The following is a 17573-nucleotide window of genomic DNA, read 5'->3' on the forward strand; positions in this document are numbered from 1 at the left end:
AAATTAATGTATAAAAAAACCAAAACATAAGACCAGTTTAAACTTAAAAAATTGTCCCAAATGATTAAATCAACCTGAATCCGTGACGTAAATTCAAAAAAATTAAATAATTAACTTTATTAAACAGCAATATAACGTTTAAATATAGGAATTTACAGCTGAATTTACAGACATTCATGTTTTTAATGAGTTTAAAATATGGATACCTTCAAATTTTTCTTTCATGAAAATTTTGGATGTCTGGAAAATTTTTATACTACTAAATAATTTTATATACCCACTTTCTACATTATTATTATCTATGCTAAGTGCATTTACATTTGTTGCTAAGAAAAAGCTAATTAAACTAATAAATATTTTACGCATATTTATTTCTCCAAAAAAATTACAACAAAAATAAAAAAGTAAAGAAGAAAATTCTTAACTTTTTCTCAAACCAATGCTAACATTAAGCATTTTATCGAATTTTTCCTGCTTCGGAAAGCAAAAAAATGAAAAAAAAAGAATTTACAGACATCCATGTTTTTAATGAGTTTAAAATATGGATACCTTCAAATTTTTCTCCTTCAAATTTTCTGACTCTGCAAAGTCGCATAATGGAACATACAAGCAAACCCGTTGCTAAAACCAGACCCGCAGAGCCTATGCCTTTTAGCGCAAAACCCGCAGCCAAAACCTCATCAGCACTCACGCCCAAATTTAAACCCTGCACCATTGCCGATGAAGATGTACCCGCAGGCAACCACCGTGTCAGAACACCATTTGCTGATGTTTTGGTAAAAGATGCTAAAAATAGAAACTAGTATTCGTACTTAACACCCAGTAAAAACTGGCGACCATTAAACGCCAAACCTGTCGGGGCAAAACTTTGCAGGATGGGGAAATACTGCTTGGAATCCAGCAGGTTAAACACGTCAAAGGTAAATACAACATCCGGTACCACATTTCTAAGCGCCAGACGTGTATTTAAGATAGTGTAAGTGGGTGGTTTAAATGCACCAAACATCGGGGTGGAGGTTTGCGCTGTCCAGTCAGTACGGACATTACCATTCACATTGACTGTTAGTTTATTAAACAAATCAACATTAACGCCAAAATTAAAACTCTGCCGCGCAATACCTTCCGTTTGGGTTCTGATACCAGCCAGAACTTCTGTTGCATCCACATAACTGTAGTTTGCAAACAAAGAAAACGATTCATTGGTGGGCCGATAATTTAATTCAAGCTCCACGCCTTCTGATGTTCGCTCGCCACTGTTGGTAACTGTGAACTGCCCTGGCTTGTCTGGGTTTTGGGTGGAAACGCGCCGGATAATGTCATCAATATTAAACTTAAAGAAAGATGAGGACAGTAAAAGGCTTTTTGTCGGTTTATATTGGAATTGTAATTCGTATGTGAGTACCGTTTCCGGGTCAAGCTCTGGATTAGGCAGGAAATCCACCGTGCTGTCCCTGATTGCGTGCAGATCGGTCATTGCCGGCGCGCGAAATGCTCTGCCGACTAAGGCCTTGATACTCAGTTTTTCTGAGGGTTTGAAAATTAGTGCAATTCTTGGATTTGTCGTTTTTCCAAAGTCACTATAGTCATCCATGCGAATGCCGGTGGTCATACGCACCCTATCCGATATATCCCAGGTATGCTGCCCAAAAATGGCGTAGACCTTCCTTGAGCTTGCTGGAATCACATTTTTACCGGCAGGTACATAACTATCGAGTATAGTATCCTGAAAACCATCACCATCAGCATCATGCATTCCTGTTTTATCAACAGATTCATCTAAACTGTCTTTTTCAAAACTTAATCCAGCAATGATGACATGATCAGCCAATGGCTTCCATTCCAGCGAAGCTTCCAGGTTTAAGGTATCTGTTTTATATTCCAGGTAAGCAAAGTCTCCCTTGGCAAGATGCTCAGATTCAAGTACCTCACCAAATACAATAGGCCAGGTCCAATATTTTAATTTTGTTTCCGACCAGTGCGAAACGTAAGAACCTGATGCTTTAACAGATAAGCTGTTAGACAGCGACTTGTTATATTTAAGCCCGGTATGAAACAGGGACGCATTAAACTGATTCCGAAAATCCTTGCTCGTCATTGATGGCACGCTACCGGAAGACCAGGTATTCCAATATTGCGAAGCCTGATAGCCCATATCAAAATCAAATTCCTGGTATTGAATACGCCCACCCAAGTTGTATGAGCGACTGGCTTCAGCATTCACCGGATTATTAATGGTGCGGGAAGTACCGGTTTGCCGGTTAATAATACTGTAGGGTTTTTGGCTCAGATCGGTATTATCAAAATCAGAAAAGCTGCCATGTAAGGCGATATTCAGATCGTCACTGATTTTTTTGCCATACTCTGCTTGCACATAAGTGGCATTGTTATCGCCTTTACGTGCAGAAATCCGGGTACTTTTCTTATAATCTTTGCCCGTCATGGTAATGATATTAATCACGCCCATAAAAGCATTGGCACCATATAAGGCACTGCCAGGCCCGCGAATGACTTCTATCTGTTTGACATTATCAAGGGGGTAATCAGAAATAAAGGTAAAGGCGCTGCCCGTCAGGGCATCATTTAAACGCTGACCATTTAAGAGAAAAAGTATATTATCGGCAGACAGGGTAAAAGTGCCCCGTGTATGCAGTGTCAAATGATGACCCAGCCACATGCTGCGCCCAACCGTAAACCCTGGCACATTGTTAAGGACATCCGCCAGACTGCGCGCCCCCATATTATCAATGTCTCTGCGGGTAATTAAAGACACCACCCCCGGTGCATTTTGAAAATTGCTATTACTTTTTGATGGGGTGGATATTTGAACATTTAGCAGTTCTTCAAGTGATAGCAACACTAAGTCTTCTACCCCCATCACTTTAGTATCAGCCCGTAAGGGCATGGGAATTAAAAATGCTGATACTAACAATAAAGCCAATTCTTTGGGTTTTAACATGAGAATCGAGACCCGCATTAATTTTTATGAAAATATTTAGTTGAGTGTTTAATATTATGTAACATTTATGATCATTTTTATATAAAATTAATACATATAACGACTCCCAAGGGAAAAGAAAAAGGAAGTGTTTTAGAAGGCTGCTTGAGAAGGTTGTCTGAGAACTCAGTTTTTTAAAAAACTGAATTTTTAAGTCATTGATAAGTAATGAGTTAATTTCAGAAAAATTATTGATCTTGCTATTTTTCTCCATCATTCCTTTTGGCAATCATATTCTGTTGCAAATCCGGTAATTAGGATGCTTCATCAAATGCACGTTCAAGTAATTGTGTCATTTTATTTTTATCTTATTACTAAGCTACAGCTTGGTAATATCTACGTTTCGAGTCTGGGTTTATAACCCAGACCCTAACATTTGGCTTGGTTGAAACGTTCCGGTCGGGTTTTCAAAACCCGACCGGCCTGTTTTTTTGGCTTATGTGCATACCCCGACTGGCAAGATAATGAGGAAAAATTTTATTGTTAGCCATTTTTTGGTATTTCCACAAGTTCAACTATAAATTCTGCATACTCATGATACCCTTCTAAAAGCTCGTCCAGTTGTTCCTGAGTTAGCTCTCGAATTATCTTTTTCGGGTTTTCCACGAGTGGAATTACAGTGATTAAACGGTAATGTTTATTGTCATAATAGCTATCTGACTCAGCATTAGATATAACTTCTTCACTAACAATTGTGCCCGAAGTAATTTGCTCTTGAACACTCCAATAAATATCTTCAAGCAGATCTATTCCGAGTGACACAATTGTATTGGCACTGTCTTCTGAAATTGCCTCGCCATGTATTGCACGATTGCAAATGCTAATGACTTCGGAAAGAGATTTCCCCATGTTTGGAGATACTATTTCATGGCTTGAAAGTGAGCGAACAAGCATTCCTATAGTGGGTCTTTTAATTTCAATTCCAGAAACTCTCACTAATTTTTTGAGTACCTTTTCCAGTTCAATTCGTATTTTTGCTAGTGCAATAACTGGATCTGACTCTGCCAGCTCACGAATAGAGTCTGTTGCAGCATAAATTTCAGGTCTAGACTCTTCTTCGTCATCTTTAGATTCTGAAATTTTTTCAATATCAGACTTAATCTTTTGGACTTCCTTGGGATCAATCTCTGCTTCAAAGTCCCCATATTTAATCTTCCGGATAGAGGCAATAAAAGGACTTATAAGGATAATTATTAAAAGTAAGATAGAGGTGGAATCGACACTAATCGCAGTAAATTTAAAACTATGCATACCGAGTAATGTGATTGCCAACAAAAAAGTTACCCACCAAAGATTTTGTAAAATGAATTTTTTCATCTGAACTTCCAATTTTCCTTTTGAAGGCTAATGGGCTAAGAAAAAGCACGGTAGGGCGCATAAGCTCCAGCGTCATGCGCCGCATGTAGTGCCAAAATGGCACACTGGCGCTATCGCTTATCTACCTTACGGGTTAATTCAATTTCACTTATTCGGTATAAGCCCCAAATTCTTTCAGCCTGAAAAAAATACCACGTTCTATTTCTTTCTTTGGGATAAGATAATAACCCTGATTATCCCCAGGCTTTGCTTCAGGTTTGTTTGCATCAAAATATTGCTCAAGATATTGAGTAATCGCTAAATCAGCTTCTTTATCAAGGTACTTAATAATACTAAGCTTCGTTCCCATCGTTGCAATATCATCCACAAAATCCAGCTTCAACCAAATTGCACCCGGTGCACCACTATCCCCCCAATACACTGCATAAGGCACATGCATATTCAAATCAGGATCGATTGAGGGTGTTTTCAGCGTTGCCTTGCAGACATCCGACATCCAGGCCGAACTGCCGGTGATAGCTGGCAGCGTCATTGGGGTCTGGTTATACCCCATATGCGTTAAGGTAAAACTTTGGGTGGTATCAAATAAAAGGTCGTCAAGACTATCCACAACGAATACGGCTGAACCGGAAAACAGGCTGCACGTATCACGGCAGGTATTCTGGTTACGCAATGACAGTTCAAAGGTTTGGTTGTTTTGTTGCAGAGTAAAGCTTGAACCACACAGAAACAGTATGTTGTTCCCGGCATCAATCTTAATCATGGAGACCGCTTGGCGGTTATGGAATTCCCGGTATAGTTCAATATCAAATATTTTATGATCCCGCGTTTCCGCCTGAAACTGAATACGGGTATTTGACCTGAGCGCAGCAATGGTCGCCTGACTTTGTGGAATATGCTTGGCTGATGGGTGGCAATGAGTATATCCGCCGCTCACACTTTCAGAATTATGACATCCAGATTCACTGATTCTGCCACTGTGCGCCTGCAAGCCTGTAGTAAATATAATAAGAAGTAAGATACTTAAAATCTTTGACATGCGTGTCTCCAATCATGTTGACACCAACGTGCGACATTAAAAAGGGGATGCTATTAGGCTGTCGAAATCTACCCTTTTGAAACAAAAATACATTTCTACTTTTTGGATGTTGCGATTACATGAACCCCAGTATTTAGCTGGTTTACGAGCTTTATCCAAAAGCCAAAAAGTGGGATGTGTGAATTTCATGAAAAGCCCGTTTTTCGACAGCCCAGGACGCTACCCTTTCTTACTGTTTTATTCCATCATTCCTTGAATCCGTAACAACAAGCATAGCGCGATTCCCACGCATATTCAGCCTATCTTGCAACGCCTGGAAATTAAGCAAAATAACTGGATAGATGGCATACAACATTATGCCAATCATTTTTATAAGGTTGTTGGCCTTATGCGGCATTTAGGAACGAGGGCGGCAAGGGCGTAAATGGTTTAAAGGCAAAGTGCCGCCCGGTTGTTATCTCAATAACCAGTATTGCCATTATTTTTTAAGACTGCGGCTGCATTGATTCGTTACTTTTTTGTGACATTTCTTCAATTAAAACATCCAGGCCCAATTGTTTGATTTTAGAATGATAGGTTTTGCGGTAGTTTAATACCAGACTGACACCATCGACTTTAACGTCATAAACTTTCCAGGCATCAGCGGGTAAATACATATTGTATTCAATCGGTAAGGCTTTGCCGCCACCGGGTTTAATGACTTCGGTACGTACTGTCACTTTACGTTTTTTCAACTCTCCACGTATCGGCAGATAACGAACTTTTTCATCTGTGTAATCTAACAATGACAAGGCATAGGTACGTACAATCAAAGCACGAAACTGCTCAATAAAACGCTGTTTCTGGCCTTCAGTGGCTGCTTTCCAATGTTTAGCCAGCACTAATTTTGACATGCGGTCAAAATCAAAATGTGGTAAGACAATCGCTTCTACCAGGTTATAAATCTGATCGGGATGTTTTTCAATCTGGCTACGCTTATTACGCAAGGTAATCAGCAAATGCTCAACCGTTTCGTTAACCAAAGATTGCGGGTCAGCTGATTTTTTCTGTTCAGCGGCCTGACTTGAGTACATAAAAAACAGCGTACCAAACAATACAGTAGAGAAAAAAGTCTTTATTACTTTAATCATCGAAATAACCTTATTAGTTTCAGAATAATAAATAATGGGCATGACATCGTCTCATTTTAGAGTAGCCCAGGAAATTGTGTAACCTGTGGATAATAGGCGTTTTATAAAAACAAATCACAACCTTGGTAGCAAAGCCATTCAATGACTAACAGCATGATAACGCACTTTATACAACTGCTGCGGATTCGTTTTACCTTTTAGGGCAACAGGCTCCATGATATCAATAGGCAGGGCTTCAGACAAACTGCGCATACTTTCATGCACTGCTTTGGATAAAATAATTTCCCCTTTGCCTGCCAGGCCGGTAAGCCTTGCTGCAACATTAACCGTATCACCAATCACCGTATAATTCATGTAATTCGGGGAACCCACATTGCCAACGATCATTTCACCTTTATTAATTCCAATGCCTAAACCGATATCTCCTGAATAAATCGCCTTCCAGCCCTCGGAGGCCTTATAAAAAGCTTGTTGCATATCCAGCGCCGCTTGCAGTGCGCGATCTGTTGCATCAGTCATGGGAAAAGGCACACCAAAACCAATCAACAGACAATCCCCGGCCATGTTAAAAATTGTACCGTCATAATGATAGGCAACTTCAGTGAGTATGGAAAAAAACTCATTAAGCAACTGCACCACTTGATTGGGTTTAAGTGATTCTGACATGGCAGTGAAACTGCGTAAATCTGCAAATAAAACCACTGCATTTTGACGGTTTTGTCTGTCGTTTAGTGCATGTTCCGCTTTTTCCGGGTGATTCATCACCTCATCCACTACGGCGGGTGACATATAACGCTTAAACATCAGCTTAAAGCGTTCTTGCTGATTTTGATGCAGTATTTTACGTACCTGCTGATAGCGTAATAGTGAACGCACCCTTGCCAGTAGTTCTTCACGATTAATCGGTTTGGAAAGAAACTCATCTGCACCTGCATCAATACCATTAATGCGATCATCCCGCCCTTCCAACGAAGTCACCAGCACCACGGGCATTAATTGATAATCTGGCAAGGCTTTAATCTGACGACACAATTCAAAACCATCCATTTCCGGCATCAAAACATCGGATAAAACTATCTGAGGCTTGTAATCTTCCAGACATTGCAAGGCCTCTTTACCGTTAGTGGCGACAATCGATGCAAAACCGGCTTCATCTAAATAATTCTTAACCAGCATGGCATCATAAGCCTGATCATCAACAATTAAAATGCGTGATTCATGCTGCTCAGCCATTGTTCCAATTGCGGGTACTCCAATTGCGGGTGCTCCAATTGCAGGTATATCGATTTTAGTAACCGAGGGTGTCTCAAGGGTTTCAAGCGGTGTTTCAACAGGAACGGCGATATCATTTGCACCATGAGCTGAGCTTTCTGCTGATATTTTTTTCTGAATATTTAACAAGGCTTGTGCGGTTTGTTGATAATGCTTTTCCAGCACTGGCAACAACTGCTGCATCGTTTCCAGTTCGGCTTGCTGTCCGGCTTTTTCCATTTGTTGACAATAAACTGCAAGGTTTTCCGCACCCAAATTGGCGCTACTTGATTTCAGCGTATGTGCCGCCCGACGTAATGACTCCGATTGCTTGGTTTCAACACCCAAGCGAATTTCTTGTAATAACTGAGTTCCCGTTTCCAGGTAAGTTTTAATTAAATCCTGAATAATGTCAGCTTCATCAACCCCAAGCTGCATACGGATATTATCCTGAATGGTCTGCTCAAGCTGAATAATCACGCTTTCATCCTGCGCTTTTTCTGGTTTTGCCTGAACTTCTGGCGCTGTACTCTGGGGACTATTTTGTTGACTTAATGAATTTAATACTTGTTCAAGCACAGCATACTCTTGCTGTAATTGTTTAATTTGCTGATGATTGCCTTGCACATTACCGGCTTTACCTTGTTTTTCAAGATACAGACAAAGCGCGCTCAGCGCACTACCTCCCAGGCTTGCACTGGATGATTTCAGACTGTGTGCCGCCCGATTCAGTAACACGGCATCCTGCTGTTGTTCTGCTTGTTGAATTTCTTCGAGCAACTGCTGAGAAGATTGTAAAAAGGTTGTTATCAGCTCCTCAAGAATCTCACGATCCCCCCCGGTTAACTCTTCAGTACTTTGTAATACGGCTGCTGTCAGCACAGCAGGATCTGTTGTGATTGGCGTATTTTCCTTATTTTCAGCCGTACTTACGCGACTAGGCTTTGAATGCAACGCAGGTTTAGCTGGCACAAAGGCCTCGGACAACTCGGGACGTTTCAACTGAACAACACGCTGCAAGGCTGCCGCCAGGGCGTCACGCCGTATTGGTTTGGTAACATAATCATCCATGCCCGCCTGTAGGCATTTTTCTTTATAACCCTGAATGGCGTGCGCGGTCATTGCAATAATATAAGGTCGCTGTCTGGCATCAGGCATACGTTGATTGATTTGCCGCGAGGCCTCCAGGCCATCCATTTCCGGCATTTGTATATCCATCAAAATTGCATCATAAGCCTGTTGCTCCAGTGCTTCTAAAGCACGCACGCCATTATCTGCAACATCTGCCTGATACCCCAGACGTTTTAATAAAAGTTTTGCAACTTTCTGATTAGTCAGATTATCTTCAACTAACAACAGGCGCAGAGCGTGAGGCTGTTCGTCTGTATCCAACTTATCTACCCCGGTATCCGGTGCAGGTTTAGTATTACCATCCTGCTTGTCAGTAACTTTAGGCAAGTGCTTAGCCCCTGAACTGACAGTGGTTTCAGTAGATATAAGGCATTTTTGAAGAACGGTTGTCAACACCTCAAAAAGATGCGAGGCTTTCACCGGTTTGGTTAAATAAGCATTAAACAGGTGAGCAGTTGTTTTATCTGCCTTCTGTCCCAGAGAGGTCAACAAGATTAATGGTAAGTTTTGAATTTTAGCTGAGGCATGGATATTTTTTGCCAAGGTTAAACCATCAACTTCGGGCATTTGCATATCTAAAATGGCCAGATCAAAACCAGGCAAGCTACCGAGCCTGTCCATAGCCTCCTGCGCAGACACCACAGTTTCTGGATAAATACCCCAGGATTGTAATTGCAAAAACAATATCCGGCGGTTAGCGGCATTGTCATCTACAACCAAGATACGCTTACCTTTCAGTGCATCATGACCGCTGGATTCGAGCTTATCTTCCAGGCTGCTATCAGCTTGTGCCACAATTGTGAAATAGAAACTGGAACCCTGCCCAAATTCACTTTCCACCCACATTTTGCCGCCCATTAATGCGCTCAGATGATGACTAATAGCTAAACCCAGACCGGTGCCGCCATAACGCCGGGTAATTGAAGCATCCACCTGAGTAAAAGCACGAAACAGGCGTTCAATACCTTCTTGCGGAATACCAATACCGGTATCTTTAATAACAAACTGAACTTCCAGTTTATCGCCGTGTTGCTGCTTCAATGAAGCAATTAACAGAATTTCTCCATAACTGGTAAATTTAACGGCATTGCTGAGCAGATTAACCAGAATTTGACGCAAACGGGTAATATCGCCAATTAACATGGACGGTACATCTGGCTCAATCAGCATTGCCAGTTCCAGTGATTTTTCTGTCACCTTGGGTGTTACAATATCCAGCGCAGATTCCATGCATTCCCGAAGATGAAAAGGGTTCTCCTCCAACTCCAGTTTACCGGCATCAATTTTAGAAAAATCCAGAATATCGTTAATTAAAATTAATAAGGTATCACTGCTATTATGCACCGTCTCAACAAAGTCACGTTGCTCACTGTCTAAATCAGTCTCCAGCAGCAAACCCGTCATACCGATCACCGCATTCATCGGGGTACGAATTTCGTGACTCATATTGGCAAGAAACTCACTTTTAGTACGATTAGCCGCTTCAGCAACTTCTTTGGCTTGCTGTAAATCCTCAATACTGGATTCCAGCATGTTGTTTGCAGCCGACAACTCATGTGTGCGTTTTTCAACCTGTTCTTCCAGATGCCCCCGATGTTGCGCCAACATACGATCCCGATCCTGAATCTGGGCTAACATGGTATTAAACGCATTCACCAATGAACCAATTTCATCCTTACCGTAACGACTGGCGCGAATGCTATAATCATTTTTTTCCGTGACTGCTTTTGCCGTTTCCACCAGATGCAAAATAGGCCGCGAGAACAAGGCTTGCAAATTAGAAGACACCAGCAAGCTAAGTAAAACGGTCACAAATAAAATTAAAGTAATGGTTAATGCAAAATTTTTCAGTAGCGTATAAATGGGATCTAAATCCGAACGAATAAAAATACTACCCACCCGCTCCCCATATAAATCAATATCCTTAAATAAATCAAGATGTTCTGAAGAGAAGTAATGTCCAACGGGTGAGATTTGGGGAACGGTAAAATCAATATTTTGATTTTTCTGATAAGTGGCAAATAATTCCCCGTTTTTATCGTAAATAACCGCACCAATAATATTGGGTTCTGCCGATAAAGCGGATAAGGTTTTAACTGCGGACTCTTTGGCATTAAAACTGAGCGATGCCGTTGAATTGAGCATGATGACCTTGGCCAGCACGGATAAATCCCTGACCATTGCCTGACGCAAGCTGTGAATTTCATTAAAGGTAAGAAAGGAAAAAGAAGCCACCAATGCAATGGCATTACTGAACATAATAATCAGTACCAGTTTACGTTTGACGGATAAATCAGCAAACAAACGGCGAATTCTACTCATTACTCACACTGCTCACGGGTACAGATAGTTGCTAGACTCAATAAGGTTGCTTCCGGTTTCAATTTTGCACTTTCCAATTCATTACGATTAATGCGTAAACGAATACGGGTATCCTGAGTATAAAATTGAATCATGCCGCCCACGGACATAAAACCATCATCTTCACTGACGGTTAATATTGAGTGCTCCCCTATGGAGGAAAGTATGCCCTCAGTGGTTTTTAAGTATTTCAATTTAATAAACAGAATATGACATTGCTTGAGTTTTTCAGGCGGGGTTTTATTCAGTACATCTTCAGTAAAACGTTCTATCAATAAAGGTGAGCCTTTAATATTCACAGTCTTAGTCGTATTATCAATAATTTCTCCAAAAGGATCTTTACCCAGTAGACAAATCTTAAATTTCTCACCTGTTGCTGGAAAAATCTCATTCGGCCAATGAATAAATAAGGCTAATTTATAAAGGAAAGCGGCTTTAATGGCATATTCATCAGCGGCTGTTGCATTACTTGCCGGAACATAACAACAGAAACCGATAAAAAATATCAAAGCCGTTTGACGCTGCAATCTGCAACAGAAGGTTGCTAATAAAAAGGAAATAAATACATTCATTATTTAATAATCGAAATAATTCTATCTATATAATTTAAAAAGAAATATATGCAACAGCTTAATATACTAACTGTGCTTTATTCTATCTGCCCTAAGTGTCTTAGGAACAAGGATTTTATAATTCCCGAAACCAAGCTGGCCTTTTTCTCCATTTTCTGCGTTATGAAAACAGTTACATAACTTGCTATGCGCCTGTTTTCATGCCTTGAAAATGAACAAAAATCCTGCACCTGGTTTTGGTTCTTATTTCATCCTCGTTCCTTATGAGTGAGAATTTTATAACTTCAGAAACTTATTTTATTCTCGCTTCAAGGACAACTAAAGCATCTATTCAGCAAAAAAGCTTTGCTCCCACTGCCAGGCATGAGTCAGCATTGTTTCCAGTTGGTGATACTGAGGATTCCAGCCAAAGCGCTGCTGGCTGGCCTTAGCATTTGCAACCAGACGTGCAGGATCACCTGAGCGCCGTTGTTCTATCACAACCGGGATATTGTTACCGGTGACAATACGCGCCGCATCAATTACTTCCTGCACTGAAAAACCACTGCCATTACCAAGATTATACGCCCCTCCCGGCTGTCCTGACAGCAATTGTTGCAATGCCAGCAAATGTGCCTGACACAAGTCGGTGACATGAATATAATCACGAATGCACGTACCATCAGGCGTATCATAATCATTACCATACACATTGATATGCGAACGCCGCCCGGAAGCTGCCTGCAACACCAAAGGTATTAAATGCGTTTCCGGCACATGGCGTTCTCCTAACTCACCATCAGGATCGGCACCTGCGGCATTAAAATAACGCAGACAAATGGATTTCAGTTGATAAGCCTTTTCATAATCCGCCAACACCTGCTCAACCATCCACTTACTCAGGCCATAGGGATTAATTGCTTGTTTGGGATGTTTTTCATCCACAGGCACATACTGTGGCTCACCGAAAATGGCAGCCGTTGAAGAAAAAATAAAAGACTTTACTTCATGCGCCAGCATAACATCCAGCAGATTCAAAGTATTCGCCAGATTATTCTGATAATATTTTCCCGGATGGGATACTGACTCCCCGACTTGAATGAAAGAGGCAAAATGCATAACACCCGCAAAATCATGTTGCTGAAAAAGCATTTCCAAAGCAGCACGATCAGCCAGGTCAGCCTGTACAAACTCACCACCAAGCACCGCATCACGATAGCCGCCACACAGGTTATCCAAAGTCACTACAGCATACCCGGCAGCCAGTAACATCTTCACCATATGCGAGCCAATATAACCGGCTCCTCCAACCACCAGAATTTCCTGCATTGAATAACCCCCTTGACAGACAGTTCTTCTTTAAGAACTTTATTTTCAGCCTATTATATTGATATGCTTTGTAATAAATCCAAAATTAAAGCCAATTAGGTCTATATATTGGACTTTGGATATATTTTAAGCCTCTTCTCCAACAAAGTTGTGTCAATAACTTAAACTTATCGTCATCACGAGTCAATTTATCCAAAGTCCAACATCATACTTCAATCTGTTTTATTCATACAATATAAAACTGTGAATTCGATTAAATTCAGAGGATGAAATAAGGAGTGAGGATGAAATAAATACAGGAACTGGCGTTATAAAATGCCCCTTCCTTAATTAATGGCCTGCCAGGGGTTGGTGATAGGCTTTACGCTCCATTAAATAACACAAGCAATCCTGACGAATAATATCAGTATCTGTCGTCAACATGGCAGGCATCACCGGGCAACGTAACTGTATTGCATTGTGCTTAAGCATAAAATACTGCGCCGTTGCATCCTGCCCCGCTTCATTAATAACTTGCAAAGGTATTTGTGATAATGCCGCAAAAGGTGCCAACTGACCAAATACTGTACCCGCTGACAATTCCCGAAAATTCATATGATCCATATCCTGCGAGAATTGCAAGGGTGTGGTTTGCTCACCAAATGCAAAATCAATATGCTCAGGAACACGCACCGTAGCCACCGTATGAAACAACTCCATGTCCTGTTCTGCAACCGGATGTTCGGGAAAATGTGATAAATGCAGGCAGGCATCGATATATTCTATAGCATGTTCAGTGCCATGAGGCTCACCAGCCTGCCCACATTCCAAAGTCACCGCAGGACACAAACAGGAAAAAGCCATTGATTGTACACTGGCTGGACGAATAAAATACACCACCGTGCGACTGAATAAGGTCGCCAAATGAAAAAAATCATGATGCAAGACATTAATACACGCATAATGGGGATTCAAACCCGTATTATTATGAATATCCACGCTGGCAAAAACCTGACGCTCAGACATGATTTTAATAATTTTTTGTGTCATCTGATATTCCGGCGTATCCGGGTGTTCTTCCGCTGACCAGATGCGATTATAATCAGGTTGCGCCTCCAGGTGGCGTTTACCTTGTTTTGCTGCGCTTACATTAGCGATAAACAAGGATAAGGAGCGCGGTAATTCATGCGTACCACCCCCCGGTCTATAACGTTTTAATAACTGCTGCATTGCCAGAAACCCGGTGGTTTCATTGCCATGCATTAATACTGAAACAAATAAAGGGGCCTGATGCCGCCCCTGCAAATGAATCAAAGTCGGTTGTGGAATAATTTTATGCAGTTGCGAGGCAGGCATTTCCAGCAAAGCTTTTGGTAAATAGTCCAGTTCAATCAACATATCAAATCCCACTCATGCACAGGTGAACCTTGTTGTTGGCGTTGCAAATAAGCCGCAACCAGCGCAGCAGGATCAGGGCCATGACGCAACACCCATTGGCGTTGCCAATTTGCACCATTTTGCCCGGATTGCACCCGTGCCTGAATAATATCCAGAAAAAAACGAATATCCCGTGAGTCAATGTCCATTAACGCCAGACCGGCCCTGGCGCGTGGTAATAAAACCTCCAGCAGTAATTGGCGCACGCCTACTTTTTGTCCTTGCGGCCACTCCAATTGCGCATCCAAACCATCCCGCGCTGCGCTATAAAAGTTTGCATGAGCCGTGACAAAAGGAATATCAGACTCCAAACCCCGCGCACTTGTCATAAAACCCTCACTCAGGCCATACATCAAACCAAAAAAGAAGGCCGTATTTGCGATACTGTCGAGCATGGACGGGCCAGCGGGAATGGTGCGGTGCTCAATGCGAATATGCGGCATGCCATCGTCATCAAAACCAATCAGTGGTCGTGTCCAGCGCCAGATTGAACCATTATGCAAACACAAATGTGCCAATTGTTCAGGCGGCGCATCATCCAACATGGGTAATAATATCGGATAACGCTTTAAATTGGCCTGAAAACATTCAAAAATTGAATGCTTGGCATAACGGATACCAAAAGTGACCCGTTTACTGTACTCAGAGGCTCCCACCGAAACCGCCTGCTCAAAAGTGGGAATACGGGTTTCCGCCCACAGATTATGGCCCAGTAAAAAGGGGGAATTCGCGCAAGCCGCGACCATTGGCGCAGAAATAATTTTTGATAAATTAAATGCAGCAGCAGCATCTGCCATCGCCACTTTCAGATGAATTTGCAAGGAGGTGGTCGCTGACTCCAACATGACATCATGATGCTGTGTCCGCAGATGCTCCTGACCGTGAATATCCAATTCCAACGCAGCACCACCGCGCAGGCGCAAAATCTGCTCATTCAAAGCACGATAACGCACCATTGAACTCATCTGCGCCAGCGTCAGCATACTCAGCTCCAATGTTGGCAAGGTGCCAATCATCATCAACTGCGCGTCTAAGTTCGCAGCAACCGCATCCGCTTGTTGCCAACACTGCGCCAACGCCTGATACATAGTACGCAAGCCATCACCGGCAAGTATTTGTGGACGGTTGTTAAATTCCACATTAAAGCTGGCAAGCTCCGGTACCACCAGCGGGTTATTGAGTTGTTGCAGAAAAGCCTGATTGACCGGCGCGGGACGGAAATGCGCATCGATTAACCAGGCTTCCAGTTCCAGTCCACCTTTCTGTGCGCTATCAGAAAAGCGATTTCCTATAAACCAGCTTTCCAAAAGCGCAGTTTCCAACTGTAAGCGCCGGGAAAACTCGGTAAAATCCGCAGCATTAAAATGGCTACTGGTAATTTCCTGACCCAAAATAGCGCCCCCTGTTCCTCTGAAATAGAATAAGTATCAGGCTTATTTTATAAATCTCGCAGGGGCGCAGAGATAAAAAACTAAAACCAAACCCTCTGCGCCTCAACGCCTCTACGGGAAATCCATTTCAATTTACTCATAAAAAAGATGGTTTTCAGGTTTGCTTATTGCTCCGCCTTAAGCTGGTTTAATACACAAGGGGACAAACCTTCACTGGTAATCAGCTTATCACGTTCAAAAGTGACTTCTTTCCATTTTGGATGACCTTTTTCCTGTAGTATTTTCAGGTTGTTATATAGCAAACCAGCAAACTGCCCAACCAAGGAACACTCCCCGGTATCGGCAGTGAACAAAACACTGCCCACGCTGAGCATTGTCACCGCCTGCTTTTGCCAGGCATAGGTATTGGCTGGCAATTGCTTGGTTTTGTATACACTTTTTAAGGCACTATCGCTGACTTTAGTTAAATCAATCGCCAGCAAATGTAAACCGGAATCAGTATTCACATTTTTTTGCAGCAATTGCGCAGGCGCTGCTGAGACATAAAACAGCGCGTCCAGCTTACCCTGAGACATTGCCTGTATAGCACGGTGGGCATCCAGGGGAATCATCTTTTTCGGTTGTACGCCAAACATATGCAATATATTTAAAGCCGTACCATGAGTGCCACTGGCGCGCGAACCAATTGCAATAGTTTTACCTGCCAGGTCTTGCAAACTTTTAATATTTTTTTGCGCTAAAACATGTACTTCCTCTTGATACAGAGGCAGCACCACCTGCATATTTTTCAGTATATGCTGCAATTCACCACTCACACCCATGCGCCGTACCAAGGCCTGCAAAGACTGAAAACTCATACTGTCCAGTTGTGCAATGCCCAGTTGAATACTGGGAAATTCATACACTTTTACGATGTTTTCAACTGAACCAATGGATGGCACCACATTCAGATCAATATGATGTGGTGCCAGCAATTTTTGCAAATCCTTGGCAATTTTATAATAACTACCCGACTCCCGCCCGGTCACAATCGTCAACTCGTTCTGACTCTGCGCCAGCACGTTAACACTTAAGCTCAATAATAAAGCATACAGCCATGTTTTCATTTGGGTTATGTCCTAAAAGTTGAAACGTAAAATACTGGGAATCCGATTGGGTTCATTCCACGCTTGTGGCCTGGGGTTTGCCTGCACTTCATTGTAGTCCACGCCCACATGCAAATTTTTGCCAACCTCTTTGGAATAATTGGGTTGTTTGGATTTCAGATCATCGGCAAGAATGGTCATGGTCATCAACTCGCTGACATCATCTTCCGGCTCAGTGAGCACCTCATCAATAGTCTGGGTTTCACGTACAAAAAACTCAGCACGGCAACCGCGATCCACCCAGATTCCCCCCTTATCATAGCCCCAGCTATCCTGATAAATACAATCCTGGGTACCAAGCTGACGCTGCAATGTGACACTACCTTTGACATAGGCAATACAATAAACGCGATCATTTTGGGTTGATTCACAGCGTTGCACATGACCTGTAATCGCTGCCTGTACCTGAAAACTCAGGCCAGCAAATAAGAGAAGCAGGATTCCCGGTATCCGGCCTGCTATCTGGCTTGTATAAAAAAGTTTCATCAATCCTTTGCTCCTTCCAGCCCTGATTTAC

Annotated in this window: 13 protein-coding genes; 1 reads left to right on the forward strand and 12 read right to left on the reverse strand. The window is 42.1% G+C overall.

The genetic code is table 11. From position 1 onward, the window contains the following. Nucleotides 1–174: 174 nt before the first annotated feature. Complete coding sequence (locus QUF61_RS09965; protein WP_289681509.1) at nt 175–366, reverse strand: hypothetical protein; 192 nt, start codon at nt 364–366, stop codon at nt 175–177. A 230-nt stretch (nt 367–596) separates the two neighbouring features. Between QUF61_RS09965 and QUF61_RS09970 the strand changes: the two genes are divergently transcribed. After that, on the forward strand, nt 597–803 hold the full coding sequence (locus tag QUF61_RS09970; protein WP_289681511.1) for a hypothetical protein: 207 nt from the start codon (nt 597–599) through the stop codon (nt 801–803). On the opposite strand, the gene QUF61_RS09975 is transcribed toward QUF61_RS09970, so the two are convergent. From QUF61_RS09975 to QUF61_RS10025, 11 genes are all read right to left on the reverse strand, one after another. Further along, on the reverse strand, nt 800–2956 hold the full coding sequence (locus QUF61_RS09975) for a TonB-dependent receptor plug domain-containing protein (protein WP_289681513.1): 2157 nt from the start codon (nt 2954–2956) through the stop codon (nt 800–802). The genes QUF61_RS09970 and QUF61_RS09975 overlap by 4 nt on opposite strands. 522 nt (nt 2957–3478) lie before the next feature. After that, nucleotides 3479–4312 (reverse strand): hypothetical protein, encoded by an 834-nt coding sequence (locus QUF61_RS09980; protein WP_289681515.1) that lies wholly within the window; start codon nt 4310–4312, stop codon nt 3479–3481. Nucleotides 4313–4460: 148 nt separating this feature from the next. After that, nucleotides 4461–5351 carry a hypothetical protein gene (locus tag QUF61_RS09985; RefSeq protein ID WP_289681516.1) on the reverse strand — a complete coding sequence of 297 codons (891 nt, stop codon included), beginning with the start codon at nt 5349–5351 and terminating at the stop codon, nt 4461–4463. Between the two features lie 485 nt (nt 5352–5836). Next, nucleotides 5837–6481 (reverse strand): MlaC/ttg2D family ABC transporter substrate-binding protein, encoded by a 645-nt coding sequence (locus QUF61_RS09990; RefSeq protein ID WP_289681517.1) that lies wholly within the window; start codon nt 6479–6481, stop codon nt 5837–5839. 138 nt (nt 6482–6619) lie between these two features. Further along, nucleotides 6620–11185, reverse strand: a complete 4566-nt coding sequence (locus QUF61_RS09995) for a sensor histidine kinase, YfiR-like protein-associated (RefSeq protein ID WP_289681518.1) — start codon at nt 11183–11185, stop codon at nt 6620–6622. Next, nucleotides 11185–11796, reverse strand: a complete 612-nt coding sequence (locus tag QUF61_RS10000; protein ID WP_103921947.1) for a YfiR family protein — start codon at nt 11794–11796, stop codon at nt 11185–11187. The genes QUF61_RS09995 and QUF61_RS10000 overlap by 1 nt, the downstream gene beginning before the upstream one ends. 327 nt (nt 11797–12123) lie before the next feature. Continuing rightward, nucleotides 12124–13104 carry a UDP-glucose 4-epimerase GalE gene (gene galE, locus QUF61_RS10005; protein ID WP_103921948.1) on the reverse strand — a complete coding sequence of 327 codons (981 nt, stop codon included), beginning with the start codon at nt 13102–13104 and terminating at the stop codon, nt 12124–12126. A 330-nt stretch (nt 13105–13434) separates the two neighbouring features. After that, entirely contained in the window at nt 13435–14481 is a 1047-nt protein-coding gene (locus QUF61_RS10010; RefSeq protein ID WP_103921949.1) for a M14 family metallopeptidase, read from the reverse strand. Then, nucleotides 14475–15911, reverse strand: a complete 1437-nt coding sequence (locus QUF61_RS10015) for a glutamate-cysteine ligase family protein (RefSeq protein WP_103921950.1) — start codon at nt 15909–15911, stop codon at nt 14475–14477. Before QUF61_RS10015 ends, QUF61_RS10010 begins: the two co-directional genes overlap by 7 nt. Before the next feature lie 164 nt (nt 15912–16075). Next, nucleotides 16076–17017, reverse strand: a complete 942-nt coding sequence (locus tag QUF61_RS10020) for a TAXI family TRAP transporter solute-binding subunit (RefSeq protein WP_103921951.1) — start codon at nt 17015–17017, stop codon at nt 16076–16078. A 12-nt stretch (nt 17018–17029) separates the two neighbouring features. Beyond that, the gene (locus QUF61_RS10025) at nt 17030–17542 is read right to left on the reverse strand and encodes a DUF3011 domain-containing protein (protein WP_103921952.1); all 513 of its coding nucleotides are present in this window, start codon (nt 17540–17542) and stop codon (nt 17030–17032) included. Nucleotides 17543–17573: the final 31 nt, after the last annotated feature.

Source organism: Candidatus Venteria ishoeyi (assembly GCF_030378065.1).
Lineage (GTDB): Bacteria > Pseudomonadota > Gammaproteobacteria > Beggiatoales > Beggiatoaceae > Venteria > Venteria ishoeyi.